The following is a 16,856-nucleotide window of genomic DNA, read 5'->3' on the forward strand; positions in this document are numbered from 1 at the left end:
ATCCCGAGGGGAGAACGGCCGGATGGCGGGTGCAGAGCTGCGTGCGGTGTTCCGCGTACGGGAGTTCCGGGTCGTCTGGGCAGCGGAGCTGCTCTCGATCGCGGGCGACCAGTTGGCGCGTGTCGCGCTGGCGGTCCTGGTCTACGGCCGCACCGGCTCTGCGGCGTGGGCGGCCGCGACCTATGCCCTCACATTCCTGCCGGCACTGCTCGGCGGGGTGCTGCTGTCGGGCCTCGCCGACCGGTACCGCCGCCGCGAGGTCATGATCGCCGCGGATGTGGTGCGCGCCGTGTTCGTCGCCGCCATGGCGATCCCGGAACTACCGCTGTGGGCGCTCTGCATGCTCCTCGTCGTGGTGGTGCTGCTCGGCGCCCCGCACACCGCTGCCCAGGGCGCGCTCCTGCCCGAGATCCTGCGCGGCGAGCTCTACGAGCGCGGGCTCGCCGTCCGACAGATCACGAGCCAGACCGCACAGCTGGCAGGGTTCGCGAGCGGTGGCCTGCTCGTGGCCGCCATCAGCCCGTCCATGGCGCTCCTGGGCAACGCCGTGTCGTTCGCAGTGTCGGCTGTGCTGGTCCGCGCAGGACTGCGCGACCGGTCGGTGCCCGCCAGGGACGGGGACGCCCGCGGCGACGCGACCGTCGCCGCCCACGCCCCCGCCGCGGGACTGAGCGGCGTGGTCGCCGCACTCACCGAGATCGCCACGGACCCACGGCGGCGCGCGCTCGTGCTCCTTGCGTGGCTTGTCGGCTGGTACGTCGTGCCCGAGGCACTCGCGGCGCCCTACGCCGACCAGGTCGGTGCGGGCCCCACGGTCGTCGGGCTCCTGATGGCGGCCGACCCGCTGGGGAGCGTGGTCGGCGCCTGGCTCTTCGTGCGGTTCGTTCCAGCAGTGACCCGGGCTCGGCTCGTCGGGGTGCTCGCCGCCGGTGCAGGCGTCCCGCTGGTGTTCTGCTTGTTCCGCCCGCCGGTCCCGCTCACGCTGCTGCTGTGGGCGGTGTCGGGGATGTTGTCCACCGCCTACCTCCTGCAGACCCAAGCGAGCTTCGTACGGGCAACGCCTGCGGTGGGCCGCGGCCGGGCGATCGGGGTCGCCGCGTCCGGGATCATCGCGGCCCAGGGGGTGGCCGTCCTCATCGGTGGGGTGCTGGCCGACCACTGGGATCCGGCGACTGCTATCGCGGTCGCCGGAGCGGTGGGAGTGCTCCTGTCGTCCGGCGTCGCGGTGGCGTGGCACCGCGCCAACCGGAACAGTGAACCTGTCGCTACGACAGTGCTGGCGAGCGGCTGATCCCGGCCTTGCCCGCAGGTGGTTGTCGGTCACCAGTTGTGGTTGCGCATCGCGCGCCCTCCTCCCTTCATCGGTGCGACGGGTCCGGTTCACCAGTTGTGGTTGCGCACGGCGTGCTCTCCTTCGGGTCGGGTGGGGGTGGCGGGGGTTGGTCACCAGTTGTGGTTGCGCACGGCGTGCTCTCCTTCGGGTCGGGCGGGGGCGGGGGGAGTCGGTCACCAGTTGTGGTTGCGCACAGGGCCTCCTTCACGGACGGGTGGGTACGGGTGAAGCCCGGGTTCACCAGTTGTGGTTGCGCATGTCGCGTCTCTCCTTCGGGATATGAGTGCGGGGGAGTGCTCACCAGTTGTGGTTACGCATGACGTCCTCTCTTCCTTTTGCGGTCGGATGCCGGGGTGTGCTCACCAGTTGTGGTTGCGCATTGCCGCCTCCTTGCGTGCCGTGCGGGTGGTCGGGCGAGGGCTCACCAGTTGTGGTTGCGCACGGGTGCTCCTCTCTCGGGCCGGTCGGGGGCGGGTGGTCTCACCAGTTGTGGTTGCGCACGAAGGCCTCCTCTGTGGGCCGGGTGACGGATGGGACGCGGTTCACCAGTTGTGGTTGCGCACGGGCACTCCTCGGCGGTCGGCGGGTAGCGGAGCGGTTCACCAGTTGTGGTTGCGCACGAAGCTCTCCTCGGTCGGCGCGGTCGGGGCGGTATGGCGCTTTCACCAGTTGTGGTTGCGCACGGCTCTCTCCTCCTCCTTAGGTGTTGACGCTTGACGCTCGCCCGAATCACCAGTTGTGGTTGCGCATGCCACTGCCTCCTCGCATCGCTCGTGTCGCCACTGGGCGGACGTCGTGGGACGCCGACGCAGGCGTGGGTAGTCGAATTGCAGGAGAGATGTGCCGGCGGTCCCGCACAAGCGCTTCGGGGCGCGAAGCGGACTTTGTTGCATACTTGTGTTGCTTTTCGCCGCGCGAACCTCGGAGCGCCGTGCATTCGGCCTACCTCACTGACCCGGAAGTGGGATCGTTACGGCCTGTCGCTCCGAGCCGCGTCACTGTGACACGAGTGGGTGTCCTCGCTCCCCGAGTGGGTGGTCCTTGTCCTCGGGCTCCACTAGGCTTCGGTCCACGCCCAGCGGACACAGAGAGCGCGGATGGGAACTGACGAAGCCACTGAGAAGGGCAGTTCACGGACGCGCGCGTTCGCCGTTCGACAGTGGGCGGTCTGGTCGCTCCCCACGCGGCTGGTGGGCCCCGTGCTGCTCGTCGAGGCCACGTCGCTGGCGCTCGTCGTCCTCGGGCTGTTCGGCCACCCTCCGCTGACGCCCGGCCAGCTCCAGGTGGCGGTGGTGCTGTGCCTGCTCGGCATCGCCCACACCGAGGTCGCCCTCGGCGTCGAGCGTGTCCGTCGCCGGGTCACCGACGGCAACCACGTCGACCTCAGCTCGGTGTGGACGTTCGCGGCCGCGGTGGCCCTGCCCGCGTCGTACGCGGCGCTCGTGGCCGTGATCGTGCACTGCCACCTGTGGTGGCGTGCGTGGCGGCTACGTGTCCCGCTCTACAAACAGGTGTTCACCACCGCCACCGTGGTGCTCGCGTGTCTCGCGGCCGCCACCGTGCTCGAGCGAGCCGGCGGTGGCACCGATCCCGGCAGCGACCACCAGCTCTGGGCCTTGGCGCTCGCGCTGCTCGTCTACACCACGGTCAACAGCTGCCTGGTGGCCGGCGCCATCGCGGTGAGCACCCCGGAGGCCAACCTCTCCAAGGTGTTCGCGCCATGGGACGAGAACATGCTGGAGATCGCCACCCTCTGCCTCGGTGCGCTCACCGCCGTCGCGCTCGGCATCAACCCGTGGCTCGTGCTGCTCGTCCTACCACCCCTGCTGGTGCTGCACCGCGCCGTTCTCGTCCGCCAGCTCGAACAGGCCGCCAGCACCGACGGCAAGACGGGGCTGCTCAACGCGGCCGCCTGGCACGCCCAGGCCGAGCGGGCACTGCGCCGGGTGAGCCGCCACGACGGTGCCCGCGGCGTGCTCGTCCTCGACCTCGACCACTTCAAGCTGGTCAACGACACCCACGGTCACCTTGCGGGCGACCAGGTGCTCGCCGCCGTCGCCGACACCCTGCGCACCGAGGTACGTGATCGCGACCTCGTCGGCCGGTTCGGCGGCGAGGAGTTCGTGATCCTGCTCGGCGGCCTGGAGGGCAGCGGCACGGCGGAGCTCGAGGCGGTGGGGGAGCGGATCCGCCGTCGGGTCGCCGATCTGCGGGTGGAGATCCCCACCCCCGACGGTCCGCTGACGGTCGCCGGTCTGACCGTGTCGATCGGAGCGGCCATCTCGCCTGCCGAGGGTGGCGACCTCCGCACCCTGCTCCAGATCGCCGACACCGCCCTCTACACGGCCAAGCGCGCGGGTCGCAACGTGGTGCGGATGGGGTTCACGCTGCCCAGCCACCACGCCGTTCAGCACTCGCCCCACCTGTCTGCGGCGGCGGGCGAGCCGCCGGCAGCCACCGGCTGACAACACCCCGGAGTGACACCACTTCGATACAGAGGGTGACGACAAGGTCGACTAGTCCACCCCGAAGAGCGATCACGAACCTCCTGACACGTCAACTGCGGCTCACTAACCTCGGCGCCGCACCCGTTCTCGGTGTCGGCGAAAGGGGGATCGCGGTCGTGGACGAGCCGTTGTCGCCGACTTCGGGCAGGAGCGAGCTATGGGCCCTGCCCCGCCGGGCGGTCGTCGTCGTCCTGGCCGTGGAGGCCTCCGCTGTCGCGCTCGTCGTCGCCGGTAGCGCCACGCCGCCGCCGGGAGCGATCGGGCTTGCCGTCTTCCTGACGGTGCTCAGCGTGGTGCACACCGAACTCGCCACCGGTATCGAGCGGATCCGGCGGCGCGCGGCCCAGACCGCGTACTTCGACCTGAGCTCCGTGTGGACGTTCGCCGCCGCGCTGCTGCTCCCGCCGATGCTCGCCGCGGCCGTCATCGCGGCGGTGTACGTGCACCTGTGGCAGCGGGTGTGGCGGCCGGCGAAGGTGCCGCTGCACCGGCACGTCTACACCACGGCCACCGTGGTGCTCGCGGCCAACGCCGCACATGCCGTGGTGCAGGGGGCGGGCGGTCTGCCCACCGCCGCCGCTGATCTGGGCGGCGTCGCCGGGATCGCGCTTGCCGTGCTGCTCTACGTCCTGGTCAACGCGGTGCTCGTCGCCGTGGTGATCGTCCTCACCAGCGAGCGCCCCGGGCTGCGGGACATCTTCGGCGGGTGGGACGACAACGCCGTCGAGATCGCCACCATCTGTATGGGTGCCCTGGCTGCCGTCGCGCTCGGCTCCACGCCGGGCCTCGTGGCGCTCGTCCTGCCACCGATCCTCGTGCTGCACCGAGCCGTGCTCGTCCGGCAGCTCGAGGAGGTGGCGAGCACCGACGCGAAGACGGGTCTCCTGAACGCCGCGGCCTGGCAGGTGCAGGGCACGCGGATCGTGCGCCGCGTGCACCGCTCACGCGGCACGGCGGCCGTGCTGATCCTCGATCTCGACCACTTCAAGCTGGTGAACGACTCCTACGGACACCTCGCAGGCGACGAGGTGCTGGCCGCCGTGGCGACGGAGCTGCGCAACTCGGTACGCGAGCAGGACATCGTGGGCCGGTTCGGCGGCGAGGAGTTCGTGGTGCTGCTGCCCGACCTCGCTCCCGGACCGGACGGGAACACCGAGATGCGCACCATCGCCGAGCGCCTCCGCAAGCGCGTCGCGGAGCTCGTGGTCCCGGTCGGCACCCCGGACGGGGACCTCAGCATCTCGGGCCTGTCCATCTCCGTGGGGGGCGCCGCGGTGCCGAACGACGGCACCACCCTCGAACAGGTGCTGAACGCCGCCGACGCATCGCTGTATGCAGCGAAGCGTGACGGGCGCAACCTGGTGCGCTTCGCGGGACCGGTGGAGATCCCCGGCCCGCGCAGCGGCAACTGAACGCCACCATGAAGCCGGTGCGGGCTGCCTCTCGTAAGCTGGGTCGGTGACCGTGTTGCGATCGATCCGCGGACCGGCCGATCTCAAGCGACTGGGGGCCGACCAGCTCGCCCCTCTCGCCGCGGAGATCCGCAGAGAGCTCGTGGCCTCGGTCTCCCGCACCGGCGGGCACCTGGGCCCCAACCTCGGCGTCGTCGAACTGACCATTGCGTTGCACCGCGTGTTCGACTCCCCGCGCGACACGCTGATCTGGGACACCGGACACCAGGCGTACGTGCACAAGATGCTCACCGGCCGTCAGAACGGCTGGGAGCAGCTCAAGAAGACCGGCGGTCTCTCCGGCTATCCGTCCCGGGCGGAGAGCGAGCACGACCACGTCGAGAACAGCCACGCGTCCACCTCGCTGTCGTGGGCCGACGGGATCGCGCGCGCCTACGCGCTCACCGGTCAGCAGCGCCACGTCGTCGCCGTGATCGGCGACGGTGCACTCACCGGCGGGATGGCCTGGGAGGCGTTGAACAACATCGCCACCGGTGGACGCAGGCCCAGCGCCGACGCCGCCGTCGGGCGCGGCCCGGGCGCCATCGGGGGCGCGTCCGGTGTGGACGATCCCGCGGCCCGTACGCCCGGTGCCGGGGACCGCAACATCGTCATCGTGGTCAACGACAACGGCCGCTCGTACTCCCCGACGATCGGCGGGCTGGCCGACCGGCTGGCCACGCTGCGCCTGCAGCCGGGGTACGAGCGTGTGCTCGACGCCGGCAAGCAGGCGCTCGCGCGCACCCCGGTGGTCGGCAACGCCCTCTACTCCGGGCTGCACGCGCTCAAGGCCGGCATGAAGGACGCGCTGAGCCCGCAGGAGCTCTTCTCCGATCTCGGCCTCAAGTACTTCGGCCCCGTCGACGGGCACGACATCGCCGCGATGGAGTCGGCACTGCGCCGCGCCCGCCACTTCGGCGGCCCGGTGATCGTCCACGCCGTCACGCGCAAGGGCGCGGGCTACCCGCCCGCGGAGAACGACACCGCCGAGCAGATGCACAGCCCGTCCGCGTTCGACCCGGAGACGGGGCTCCCCACCGGGCCTCCGTCCGTCGGCTGGACGAGCGTCTTCTCCGAGGAGATGGTGGCGCTCGGCACGCGGCGGCCCGATGTGGTCGCGATCACGGCGGCGATGCTCGGCCCAACCGGCCTTGCCCCGTTCGCCGCGGCGTTCCCCGAGCGCTGCATCGACGTGGGCATCGCCGAGCAGCACGCGCTCACCTCCGCCGCCGGGCTCGCGGCGGGCGGCCTGCATCCCGTCGTCGCCCTGTACTCGACGTTCCTCAACCGGGCCTTCGACCAGCTGCTGATGGACGTGGCGCTGCACGGCAAGGCGGTCACCCTCGTGCTGGACCGTGCCGGCGTCACCGGCAACGACGGGCCGTCGCACAACGGGATGTGGGACCTGTCGGTACTCGGGATCGTGCCCGGCATGCGGGTGGCGGCGCCACGCGACGCACATACGCTGCGGGAGGAACTGGCGGAAGCGGTGGCCGTCGACGACGGGCCGACGGCCATCCGGTTCCCGAAGGGCGCCGTGATCGAGTCGGTGCCCGCGGTGCGCCGTATCGACGGCGTCGATGTCCTGCGTGAGCCCGGCCCGGCAGCCGATCGGAGCTCCACCGTGCTCATGGTGTGCGCCGGGGCGTTCGGTGAGCTGGGCGTGGCGGCCGCGCAGCGGCTGGAGCAGCAGGGCATCGCGGTCACCGTCGTCGACCCGCGCTGGGTGCTGCCGGTGCCGGAGGTGCTCGTGCGCCTGGCGCGCGACCACCGGCTCGTCGTCACGGTCTCCGACTGCGGACGCCACGGCGGGTTCGGTTCCGCCATCGCCGACGCGCTGCGCGCCGCAGAGTGCGACGTCCCGCTGCGCGACCTCGCGATCCCGCAGCGCTTCCTCGACCACGGCAGCCGGGCCGACGTGCTCGCCGCCGCCGGACTGACCGCGCAGGACGTGTCGCGGCGGGTCACCGAGTGGGCTGCTGCCCTCCCCGGCTTCCAGGTCGTCGACGAGCCCGCGCCGTCGGCCCGGGGAGAGCAGGCGCGCTGATGCGCGTTCTCATCGTCGAGGACGAACGGGCGCTGGCCGACGCCGTGGCACGTGGACTACGCCGGGAGGGCATGGCCGTCGACGTGGCCTACGACGGCGACACGGGCCACGAGAAGTCGGTCGTCACGCGCTACGACGTGGTGGTGCTCGATCGGGACCTGCCCGGGATGTCGGGCGACCGGCTGTGCGCCGAGATCGTCGCCTCCGGCGCCACCACGCGGGTGCTGATGCTCACCGCCAGCGGCACACTCGCCGACAAGATCGACGGCCTGTCCCGCGGCGCCGACGACTACCTCGCCAAGCCGTTCGACTTCCCCGAACTCGTGGCCCGCTGCCGTGCGCTCGGCCGCCGGGCCACCCCGGCCGTGCCGCCGTTGCTCACCGCAGGCGACCTCGCGCTGGACCCGGCCCGGCGCACCGTGCTCCGGGCCAACCGGCCCGTTGAGCTGACGCGCAAGGAGTTCGGCGTGCTGGAGGTGCTGCTCGGTGCGGGCGGCGCGGTGGTGAGCAGCGAGGAGCTGCTGGAGCGCGTCTGGGACGAGAACGCCGACCCGTTTACCACCACCGTCCGGGTCACGGTGATGACCCTGCGCAAGAAGCTCGGTGAGCCCGGTGTGATCGAGACCGTGGTCGGCGCGGGCTACCGGGTGCCGGCCGCAGGCTGACGAGGGCTGCCATGGCCGAACCAGCGAGGCCGGTGGCGAGGGTGCAGGAGCCCGCGCAGGGCGTCGTGCGGCCCGACGTGGGCGAGCAGGCGCCTCCCCGGAGCGCCTGGTGGCGGTTCGGTGGCCGGAGTGTCGGACTGCGTCCGCGACTGACGCTGGTCAGCACGGTCGTCGTTGCGCTGGTGAGCGCGCTGCTGCTGTGGTTGGGCTGGTTGTTGGTCGGGGGAGTGGCCCGGGCTGTTCCGTCGCTGCCACCCGGCACCACCGTTCGCGTCGGCGACGTGGCCGTGCCCGCCGAGCAACTCCAGGACGCCGTCGGCGCCGCCGCGCGGGCCGACGTGCTCCGGGCGGGGCTGATCGCCTTCCCGCTCCTCGTCGTTGCGGCCGCGGTGGTGTCGTGGGTGCTGGTCGGCCGGGTGCTCGGCCCGCTGCACGCCGTCACGGCCACGGCGCGCAGGCTCACCGTCGAGTCGTTGGACACCCGCACGGGGGTGCGCGACGCACGCGGTGAGGTCGCGGAGCTGGCGGCGGGCTTCGACGCGATGCTGGACCGGCTGCAGGCGGCGTTCGACGCTCAGCGACGCTTCGTCGCCAACGCCAGCCACGAGCTGCGGACGCCGCTGTCGGTGTTGCGCACGGAGGTGGACGTCACGCTCGCCGACCCTGCGGCCGACGTCACGGAGCTGCGCCGGATGGCCGAGGTGGTCCGGCAGGCCACCCGCCGCGCCGACGAGCTCATCGCAGGGTTGCTGCTCCTGGCCCGTACCGAGGGTGCCGAGCTGGCCGACGTGCGGCCCGTCGACCTCGCCGCGCTCGCGGGGCCCGCACTGACCGCTGTGCGCGCCGACGTGGCCGCGCGGGGGCTGCGGGTGCAGGTCCGCACCGCGCCCGCCCCGACCAGGGGTGATCCCGTGCTGCTCGAGCGCGTGGCCGGGAACCTGCTGGAGAACGCGGTGCGGCACAACGTGACCGGCGGCTGGGTGGATGTCTGCACCGGGGTGCGCGACGGCTTCGCCGAGCTGCGGGTGACATCGAGCGGACCGATGATCCCGGCCGAGCGGGTGCCCGAGTTGTTCGAGCCCTTCCGGCGTGGACCGGTGGAGCGCACCGCCGACACACCGGGCTCGGGGCTGGGGCTCTCGATCGTGCGGGCGGTGGTGCAGGCACACGGTGGGATCGTGCGCGGCGAACCGGTGTCCGGTGGCGGCCTCACGGTGACGGTGCGACTGCCGGCGGGGTGATCAGCTACGGGCCTGGAGCGCGGGCTCCAGCAGCGGCGTGAGCAGGTCGACCTGCCACGGCCGGGCGCCGCCCGCCCGCAGGGTCGCGGCCACGTCACCGTCGGCCGGTGGCGACCAGCACAGACGGCGGAGGAGATCGGGCTGCAGCAGGTTCTCCACCGGCACGGACCGCTCCTGGCTGACGCCCGCGACCGCTGCACGGGCGGCGGCGAGGCGGGCTGCCGCATCCGGATCGCGATCTGGCCAGCGACCTACCGGAGGCGGCCCGTCCGCGGGCGGAGCGACCTTGGGTAGCTCGGCGGGGTCGAGCGCCGCGGCCTGCCGGAGCGCGCCGAACCAGTAGCCCGTGAGGCGCCGCTGGGAGCGCCCGCGGAAGACCGGTAGCTCGGAGAGCTCGTTCGGCGACGCGGGTGCGGACGCAGCAGCCTCGATGATCGCCGAGTCGGGAAGGACACGACCGGGTGCGATGTCGCGTTCCGCCGCCAGCCGGTCGCGCGCCTCCCACAGGGCCCGGACGATGGCGAGGGCACGCGGCTTGCGCAGCTTGTGCAGGCCCGAGGTGCGCCGCCACGGTTCGGCACGGGGCGGCGGTGGGCCGGCCGTGCGCACGGCCTCGAACTCCTGCTTCGCCCACTCCAGCTTGCCCTGTTCGGCGAGCAGGCCTGCCAGCACGTCGCGCAGCTCGACCAGCACCTCGACGTCGAGGGCCGCGTAGACGAGCCAGTCCTCGGGAAGGGGGCGGCGCGACCAGTCGGCAGCGCCGTGACCCTTCTCCAGGCTGAGGCCGAGCATCTGCTCCACCAATGGCCCGAGACCGACGCGCGGGAGCCCGGCCAGCCGTCCGGCCAGCTCGGTGTCGAACAGCTCGGACGGGGTGAGGCCCGTCTCGGCGAGGCACGCCAGATCCTGGTTCGCGGCGTGCAGCACCCACTCCGCGCCGTCGAGAGCCGTTGAGAGCTCAGAAAGATCGCTCCGCAACGGAATCGGATCGATGAGGGCCGTACCCGCACCGGCTCTGCGCAGTTGTACGAGATAAGCGCGCTGCGAATACCGGAAGCCCGACGCCCGCTCGGCGTCCACCGCGATGGGTCCGCTGCCCGCAGCGAAAGCCTCCGCGGTGCGCAGCAGCGCATCGCGGTGGCTGACGACCCCGGTGAGCCCATCGCGGGGCGCCAGCAGCGGAACGGGTGGAGGAACGGGTGACGGAGCGTCCGGCTCGTGTGCTTGGTGCTGAGGTTCTGCGGTCAGCGGATGACCCCGGCACGCATCGCAAGAGCAACCATCTGGGCGCGGTCACCCGTGCCGAGCTTGCGCCCGATCCGGGAGAGGTGGCTCTTGACCGTGAGAGCCGAGAGGCTCAGCGCCTCCCCGATCTCCTTGTTGGACTGCCCGTCGGCCACGAGCTGGAGCACCTCGACCTCGCGGGCGGAGAGCTCGCGCGGCGTGTTGTCGGTGCCCGGCACCCGCGTGCCTGTGGCGAGCAGAGGAGCCACCGTCGGGTCGGCGTAGACACCGCCGTCGAGCACCCGCTTGACGCCGTCGGTGACGATCGCCGCCGACGCCGATTTCAGCAGGTAGGCCTGCGCCCCGGCCTGGAACGCCGAGCGGACCGCGTACGGGTCGTCCGAGGACGCCAGCACGACGAGCCTGTTCCAGCCCAGCGAGCGCAGTTCGGTGACGAGGTCGAGCCCGCTGCCGTCGGGCAGGCCGAGATCGAGTATCGCGAGGTCGCACGGCCCGTTGGCGTGGGCTCTCGCCCGCGCCTCGGCCACCGATGCGGCCTCGTACACCGTGCCTGCTCCCATGGAACGCAGCCGCGCGGCGATCGCCTCGCGTAGGAGCGGGTGGTCATCGACCACCAGCACCGAGAACAGCTCTTCCCGCGGATGCGGGACCATCGCGGGCGACAGCACAGCACCCGGAGTGCCGCGAGCTGGTGCGCCCTGGCCCACAACGGCCACGTCACTACCTCCCTGGAGTCGGTCGTTGCCCCCCGACCGGCACCAGAACCCCGGTCGGATGGAGCTGTCGCCCGACCGCCCGAGGAGGTGTCGTGGAGGAAGCGTAGCCCCCCAAGCGGTCTAACGTCGTGTGGTGGTTCGAAGTTCTCCGGGTGAAAGTTACAGCGTTGTCGATATCCATCCACCCACACGGGTGATGGGACTGATCACGTCCGGGGTGGAATGCGCAGGTCGCAGCGCATTCAGGGTGTTCGGTGACCGAGCGGAAGCACCCCGACCGGGGGCAGACCGGCCGCCGAGGCCACGAGACCGCAGAATGCCTCTGCGTGACGGGACAGATCCGGTGCGGTAGGTGTCCACGAGGCGCGCAGCTCCACGTCGTCGTCGCGGCGCGGACCTGCGATGTCGCCGAAGCGTACCGAGGACGTCTGGGTGACTGTGCCGCCGAGGGCAACGTACTCCGCACCGCAATGGTCCAGGGCCTCTGTGAGCCATGACCAACCGACGACGGGCAGCATTTCGTCGCCGAGCTGTTCCGGATCGAGGCGGGCCTGTACGAAACACACGAGCCTGAACGTTCCCTCCCACGCCTCCTGACCGGCGGGATCGTGCAGAAGGATCAGGCGGCCGGAGGTGTCGGGCTCGTCGAGGTCCTCGCCTGGGCTGCGGCCGGCGTCCGCCTCCACGCTGAACGCCCACGTGTACGGGGCGAGCCGGGGTGGCGCCTCCAGGGCCGAGACGAGCAGTTCGGGCCTCGGCCGGACGGCGCGCAGGGAGGCGACCGCCTGCAGGAACTCCGGTGGTTGCGCGGTCGCGTCGGGCACGAGCGATCACTCTAGGTCGCTCTCCGTGTTCGGGTGCCGAGGCGCGCCGCGCGATCGCACGCTCGAAGGTGCACGGACGGGTGATCAACTTCGCGTCCGTGCGACCATGAGGTCATGATGCTCGACTCCGCGCGTGTGGCCCGGCGTGACCTGCGTTCTGCGCCGCTGCTCGCCGCGGCGCGTGGCGAGGTCCCCTCGCACCTCCCGGTCTGGTTCATGCGGCAGGCGGGGCGTTCGCTGCCCGAGTACCGCGCGCTACGCGCCGGCGCAGGCATCGGCATGCTGCAGGCCTGCCTCACGCCGGATCTGGCGTGCGAGATCACGCTCCAGCCGGTGCGCCGCCATGGCGTCGACGCGGCGGTCCTCTACAGCGACATCGTCGTGCCGCTCTACATCGCGGGCGTCGGCGTCGACATCGTGCCGGGCACGGGGCCGGTGGTCGCCGAGCCGGTACGCACGATGGCCGACGTCGATCGCATCCCGCGGCTGCACGCCGAGCAGGTCGCCCCGGTGGCCGACGCGATCGGCCTGCTGCTGCGTGAGTTGGGGAACACCCCGCTCGTCGGTTTCGCCGGCGCCCCGTTCACCCTCGCGTCGTACCTCGTGGAGGGCGGCCCCAGCCGCAACCACGAACGGACGAAGGCGCTCATGCGGTCCGCCCCCGAGGTCTGGCACGCGCTGTTGGGCCGGCTCGCCGAGATCACCGAGGTGTTCCTGCGGGCCCAGATCGACGCAGGCGTCGACGCTGTCCAGCTGTTCGACTCGTGGGCCGGGGCGCTCTCGGAGCGCGACTACCGGGCCTACGCCCAGCCGCACTCGGCCAAGGTGCTCACCGGGCTCGCCGACGCCGGTGTGCCGCGGATCCACTTCGGTGTGGGCACGGGCGAGATGCTCGGCGCCATGGCGGAGGCAGGCGCCGACGTCGTGGGCGTCGACTGGCGCATCCCGCTCGACGAGGCCGCGCGCCGACTCGGCAACGCCCATGCGGTGCAGGGCAACCTCGACCCCGCCGTGCTCTTCGCCGACTGGGCGTCCATCGAGGCCGAGACCCGTCGGATCGTCGAGGAGGGACACCGGGCGCCGGGCCACATCTTCAACCTCGGCCACGGGGTCCTGCCCAGCACGGATCCGGACGTCCTCACCCGGCTCGTCGACCTGGTGCACGGCCTGCAGCCGTGACGAACGGCACGACCTCGTCCGGCGCCCCGCGGATCGCCGTGGTGGGGGCGGGCGTCTCCGGGCTCGCCGCGGCGCACCGGCTGCGCACGCGGCTCGGCCCCGGCGCGACGATCACGGTGCTCGAGCAGCGCGACCGCACCGGAGGTGTGCTGCGCACCGTCGACCTCGCCGGCGTGCCCTACGACGTCGGCGCGGAGGCGTTCCTGGCCAGGCGCCCGGAGATGGCGGTTCTGCTCGCCGAGCTGGGGCTCAGCGGCGAGCAGGTGCACCCCACCTCGGCGAAGGCGTCGTTGCGGGCCGGCGGGCACAGCGCGGCGCTGCCCGCCGCCACCCTGCTCGGGGTGCCCACGAGCGCCGCCCGGCTCGACGGCCTGCTCTCGGCGGCCGGGCTGGTCACCGTCGCCGCGGAGCCCACCCTGCCGCTGGGCTGGGAGCGTGGGGGCGACGTCGCGCTGGGCGGGTTGCTGCGCGAGCGGTTCGGCGACGAGCTCGCCGACCGCCTCGCCGACCCGTTGCTGGGTGGGGTCTACTCGGGCCGGGTCGACTCGCTCGGCCTGCGCGCCACCATCCCCGCTCTCGCCGCTGCCCTCGACGACGGCGCCCCGTCGCTCACGGCGGCGGCGGACGCGGCCACCCCGGCTCCGCCGCCCGATGCGGCCCCTGCCCCCGTCTTCGGTGCCCTCTCCGGTGGCTACCGGGTGCTCCTCGACGCCCTCGCCGCCGAGGCGGACGCCCGGCTGCGGCTCGGCACCACGGTCCGGGAACTGCGTCCCCACGAGACCGGCTGGCGTCTCACCCTGGGGCCCACCACGGCCGCGGAGGTGCTCGACGTGGACGCCGTGGTGCTGGCGATCCCGGCGCCCGCGGCAGCCCGGTTGCTGTCCGAGGCGGCGCCGTCCGCCGCCCGTGCTGCGGGGGAGATCGAACTGGCCTCCTCGGTCGTCGTCGCGCTGGCCTACCGCGGTGAGGACGCGGCAGGCCTGCCGCCCACCTCGGGCGCGCTGATCGCCACCGGGGAGCCGCTGTCGGCGAAGGCCTTCACGCACTCGACGAACAAGTGGTCCCACCTGTCGCCCGACGGCCTGGTCCGGCTGCGCGCGTCCCTCGGCCGGTTCGGCGAGGCCGCCACCCTGCAGGTCGACGACGCCGAGCTCGTCCGCCGGGTCCGGGCCGATCTCGCGACGCTCACCGGGATCACGGCCGAACCCGTCGCCGTCCACGTCCAGCGCTGGGGCGGGGGCCTGCCGCAGTACGGGGTAGGCCACCTCGACCGCGTGCAGGCGATCGAGCACGGGCTCCCCGCCGGGCTCGCCGTGGCGGGGTCGGCGCTGCACGGCGTGGGGGTCCCGGCGTGCATCGGCACGGGCCGAGCGGCCGCCGACCGGCTCGTCGAGCACCTGACGGCGCATCCCGCGCCAGTGTGACCGCATTCCACGTGAACGGCCCGTTCGCCCGGTTCCGGTGATCGAGAGTGTCGTTCGTGCGGTGCCTGCGCAGTGGCAGGATGGAGGCATGGCTCGTCTCGACTATGCCGACCTGAACGCCACCATCCGCTACACCATGTGGTCGGTGTTCCGAGTGGAGCCGGGGAGGCTCGGCGAGGACCGCTCCGCGACGGCCACGCAGTTCACGGAGTTCCTCGACGCGCTGGCCGACAAGGGTGTGGCCGTCCGCGGCGTGTACGACCTCGCGGGGATGCGCGCCGACGCGGACTTCATGATCTGGTGGCACGCCGAGAACGTCGAGGCGTTGCAGGCCGCGTACGCCGACCTCCGCCGCACCACCGCGCTCGGCCGCGTCCTCGCACCGGTCTGGAGCCAGGTGGCGCTGCACCGCCCCGCTGAGTTCAACAAGAGCCACCTGCCCGCGTTCATCGCGGGGGAGGACCCCAAGCACTACGTCTGCGTCTACCCCTTCGTGCGGTCGCTGGACTGGTACCTCCTGCCCGACGACGAGCGCCGCCAGATGCTCGCCGACCACGGCATGCAGGCGCGCGGCTACCCCGACGTTCGCGCCAACACCGTGCCGGCCTTCGCGCTGGGCGACTACGAGTGGATCCTCGCCTTCGAGGCCGACCAGCTCGACCGGATCGTCGACCTCATGCGGCACCTGCGGGCCACGGAGGCCCGCAGGCACGTCCGGCAGGAGGTGCCGTTCTTCACGGGGCCGCGGGTGCAGCCGAGCGAGCTCGTCGTCTCCTTCCCCTGATCGTCGCGGTTCGGCTGACCGCGGCTCAGGGGCAGGGTGCGAACAACGGGCGCGTGTTGTCCTCGCCGGGGCTGCCGCTCGCGGAGTAGGCGGCCGCATCGGTGAAGCGGCAGCCGAAGTCCGGGTGGGCCACGGTCTCGGGGTCCGTCACGTCGTCGCCCTCAGGCCGGGTGCCGTCCTCCACCCATGCCACGAGGTCGTCCCACGCCTGGCCGGCCTCGGCGGGGGAGAACTCGCAGTGGCCGGCGGCGCGGATCGCCCGCTGCACGAGGAGCTCGTCGCGGCCGGCCGCCTGCACCTCCTGCGCGTAGATCTGCTCCATGGAGAACGGCACGAACATGTCGCCGAGGTCGTGCAGCGACAGCACGGGCGCGTCCGGCTTGCCGAACACCTGCGCGACGGGGGTGAGCCCGCGCGACTCTCGCGTGCGCTCGTCGGCCACTTCCACGCGCTGCACGCCCGCGTCGAGGTCGACCGGCTCGTCCGGGGCGTAGTCGGTGCCGACGTTGCCTGCCACGACCCCGGGATCGGCGGCCACACCCTCGACGGGTGTCGGCGACGCGTCCGGCACGCCGAGGCCGAACAGGTAGTCCTTCCAGTAGGCGAACGAGGCGTCGGTGCCGGGTCGCGGGCCGCCGGAGTCGAGCACGGTGGCCGCCCGTAGCTGCTGCGCAGCCGGGGTGTCGACGGCCGGGTTGCCCTCGGCGAGCCCGAGGCCGTCGTAGATCCGCGGGAGCACCGCCGTGGCGAAGTCGGGACCCGCCGGGTAGGCGGGCACGCCGGCCAGAGCGCCGGCGGTCAGCTGGTAGTCGAGGAAGTAGTCGAAGAGCTCGTGGTCGCCGAGCACGCCGCACATCGGCAGCGCGCCCGCGTAGGTGTCCGGGTGCTCCTCCAGCGCCCGGGCCACCACGTGCCCGCCCATCGAGACGCCCGCGAGGTACGTCCGTTCCGGCGCCCTGACGAGCTCGGTGAACTCCGTCGCCAGCGCCGCGGTGGACTGCACGCCGGCGGCGACGTCGTAGCCGTTGCGGTCGTAGGACGACGCCGCCCACGCGTATCCCTGCGCGATGAACCGCTCCCGTAGCCCGTACGGCGGGGCGTCGACCGTGAGGTCCGCGCCGTTGCCACGGAAGCCGTGGGCCCACAGGACGAGGTCGCCGTTCCACTGTGGCGGGACCTCGGCCGCGTAGCCCGCGTGCTCGTTGATCCCGACGAAGAGCGTGGTCTCCCCGCCGCCGACGGGAAGCGGGTCGAGCTCGGGCAACACGATCATGTAGCCCGGCCACGGCCTGCTCCCGTCCAGGCCGTCGCCCGGCGGGTCCGCGGCCGCGACTCCCGGTGTCCACGCCGTCAGTCCGATCACGCCGGCCAGCAGGATGTGCAGCGGACGGGAACGCGGCATGGAGAACCTCCGGCGCGGCGACTGGGTGTGGATCACAC

Annotated in this window: 13 protein-coding genes; 9 read left to right on the forward strand and 4 right to left on the reverse strand. The window is 72.5% G+C overall.

Annotation, left to right across the window (positions count from 1 at the left end):
* Positions 1 to 22 precede the first annotated feature (22 nt).
* From MMF94_RS22750 to MMF94_RS22775, 6 genes are all read left to right on the forward strand, one after another.
* Complete coding sequence (locus tag MMF94_RS22750) at positions 23 to 1,291, forward strand: MFS transporter (protein WP_241039175.1); 1,269 nt, start codon at positions 23 to 25, stop codon at positions 1,289 to 1,291.
* Between the two features lie 1,139 nt (positions 1,292 to 2,430).
* Positions 2,431 to 3,798: a sensor domain-containing diguanylate cyclase gene (locus MMF94_RS22755; RefSeq protein WP_241039176.1), complete on the forward strand. Its 1,368-nt coding sequence runs from the start codon at positions 2,431 to 2,433 to the stop codon at positions 3,796 to 3,798.
* A gap of 158 nt (positions 3,799 to 3,956) precedes the next feature.
* Positions 3,957 to 5,252, forward strand: coding sequence for a GGDEF domain-containing protein (locus tag MMF94_RS22760; RefSeq protein WP_241039177.1), 1,296 nt, complete (start codon positions 3,957 to 3,959; stop codon positions 5,250 to 5,252).
* A gap of 46 nt (positions 5,253 to 5,298) precedes the next feature.
* Entirely contained in the window at positions 5,299 to 7,338 is a 2,040-nt protein-coding gene (locus MMF94_RS22765) for a 1-deoxy-D-xylulose-5-phosphate synthase (protein WP_241039178.1), read from the forward strand.
* On the forward strand, positions 7,338 to 8,003 hold the full coding sequence (locus tag MMF94_RS22770) for a response regulator transcription factor (protein WP_241039179.1): 666 nt from the start codon (positions 7,338 to 7,340) through the stop codon (positions 8,001 to 8,003). The genes MMF94_RS22765 and MMF94_RS22770 overlap by 1 nt, the downstream gene beginning before the upstream one ends.
* An 11-nt stretch (positions 8,004 to 8,014) precedes the next feature.
* Positions 8,015 to 9,244: a sensor histidine kinase gene (locus MMF94_RS22775; protein ID WP_241039180.1), complete on the forward strand. Its 1,230-nt coding sequence runs from the start codon at positions 8,015 to 8,017 to the stop codon at positions 9,242 to 9,244.
* Here MMF94_RS22775 and MMF94_RS22780 read toward each other — a convergent pair whose 3' ends face one another.
* The 3 genes from MMF94_RS22780 to MMF94_RS22790 all read right to left on the reverse strand — a co-directional run bounded on the left by MMF94_RS22780 (position 9,245) and on the right by MMF94_RS22790 (position 12,029).
* Positions 9,245 to 10,423, reverse strand: a complete 1,179-nt coding sequence (locus MMF94_RS22780) for an HRDC domain-containing protein (protein ID WP_379660502.1) — start codon at positions 10,421 to 10,423, stop codon at positions 9,245 to 9,247. It abuts the gene before it with no gap.
* A 65-nt stretch (positions 10,424 to 10,488) separates the two neighbouring features.
* Entirely contained in the window at positions 10,489 to 11,142 is a 654-nt protein-coding gene (locus MMF94_RS22785; protein ID WP_075949948.1) for a LuxR C-terminal-related transcriptional regulator, read from the reverse strand.
* A 305-nt stretch (positions 11,143 to 11,447) separates the two neighbouring features.
* Positions 11,448 to 12,029, reverse strand: a complete 582-nt coding sequence (locus MMF94_RS22790; RefSeq protein WP_241039181.1) for a DUF3000 domain-containing protein — start codon at positions 12,027 to 12,029, stop codon at positions 11,448 to 11,450.
* A gap of 117 nt (positions 12,030 to 12,146) precedes the next feature.
* Here MMF94_RS22790 and hemE point away from each other — a divergent pair, with 117 nt between their 5' ends.
* From hemE to hemQ, 3 genes are all read left to right on the forward strand, one after another.
* Positions 12,147 to 13,208, forward strand: coding sequence for a uroporphyrinogen decarboxylase (hemE, locus tag MMF94_RS22795; protein WP_241039371.1), 1,062 nt, complete (start codon positions 12,147 to 12,149; stop codon positions 13,206 to 13,208).
* Positions 13,205 to 14,632, forward strand: a complete 1,428-nt coding sequence (hemG, locus tag MMF94_RS22800) for a protoporphyrinogen oxidase (protein WP_241039182.1) — start codon at positions 13,205 to 13,207, stop codon at positions 14,630 to 14,632. Before hemE ends, hemG begins: the two co-directional genes overlap by 4 nt.
* Positions 14,633 to 14,720: 88 nt before the next feature.
* Entirely contained in the window at positions 14,721 to 15,416 is a 696-nt protein-coding gene (hemQ, locus tag MMF94_RS22805) for a hydrogen peroxide-dependent heme synthase (protein ID WP_241039183.1), read from the forward strand.
* 25 nt (positions 15,417 to 15,441) lie between these two features.
* On the opposite strand, the gene MMF94_RS22810 is transcribed toward hemQ, so the two are convergent.
* Positions 15,442 to 16,818 carry a hypothetical protein gene (locus MMF94_RS22810; RefSeq protein ID WP_241039184.1) on the reverse strand — a complete coding sequence of 459 codons (1,377 nt, stop codon included), beginning with the start codon at positions 16,816 to 16,818 and terminating at the stop codon, positions 15,442 to 15,444.
* Positions 16,819 to 16,856: the final 38 nt, after the last annotated feature.

Source organism: Pseudonocardia alaniniphila (assembly GCF_022524485.1).
Taxonomy (GTDB): domain Bacteria; phylum Actinomycetota; class Actinomycetes; order Mycobacteriales; family Pseudonocardiaceae; genus Pseudonocardia; species Pseudonocardia alaniniphila.

What these genes read in the sequence shown, in the direction of transcription:
- MMF94_RS22750 (WP_241039175.1), top strand. Translation starts at nt 23, where the DNA reads ATGGCGGGTGCAGAGCTGCGTGCGGTGTTCCGCGTACGGGAGTTCCGG.
- MMF94_RS22755 (WP_241039176.1), top strand. Translation starts at nt 2,431, where the DNA reads ATGGGAACTGACGAAGCCACTGAGAAGGGCAGTTCACGGACGCGCGCG.
- MMF94_RS22770 (WP_241039179.1), top strand. Translation starts at nt 7,338, where the DNA reads ATGCGCGTTCTCATCGTCGAGGACGAACGGGCGCTGGCCGACGCCGTG.
- MMF94_RS22775 (WP_241039180.1), top strand. Translation starts at nt 8,015, where the DNA reads ATGGCCGAACCAGCGAGGCCGGTGGCGAGGGTGCAGGAGCCCGCGCAG.
- MMF94_RS22785 (WP_075949948.1), bottom strand. Translation starts at nt 11,142, where the DNA reads ATGGTCCCGCATCCGCGGGAAGAGCTGTTCTCGGTGCTGGTGGTCGAT.
- hemE (WP_241039371.1), top strand. Translation starts at nt 12,147, where the DNA reads ATGCTCGACTCCGCGCGTGTGGCCCGGCGTGACCTGCGTTCTGCGCCG.
- hemQ (WP_241039183.1), top strand. Translation starts at nt 14,721, where the DNA reads ATGGCTCGTCTCGACTATGCCGACCTGAACGCCACCATCCGCTACACC.
- MMF94_RS22810 (WP_241039184.1), bottom strand. Translation starts at nt 16,818, where the DNA reads ATGCCGCGTTCCCGTCCGCTGCACATCCTGCTGGCCGGCGTGATCGGA.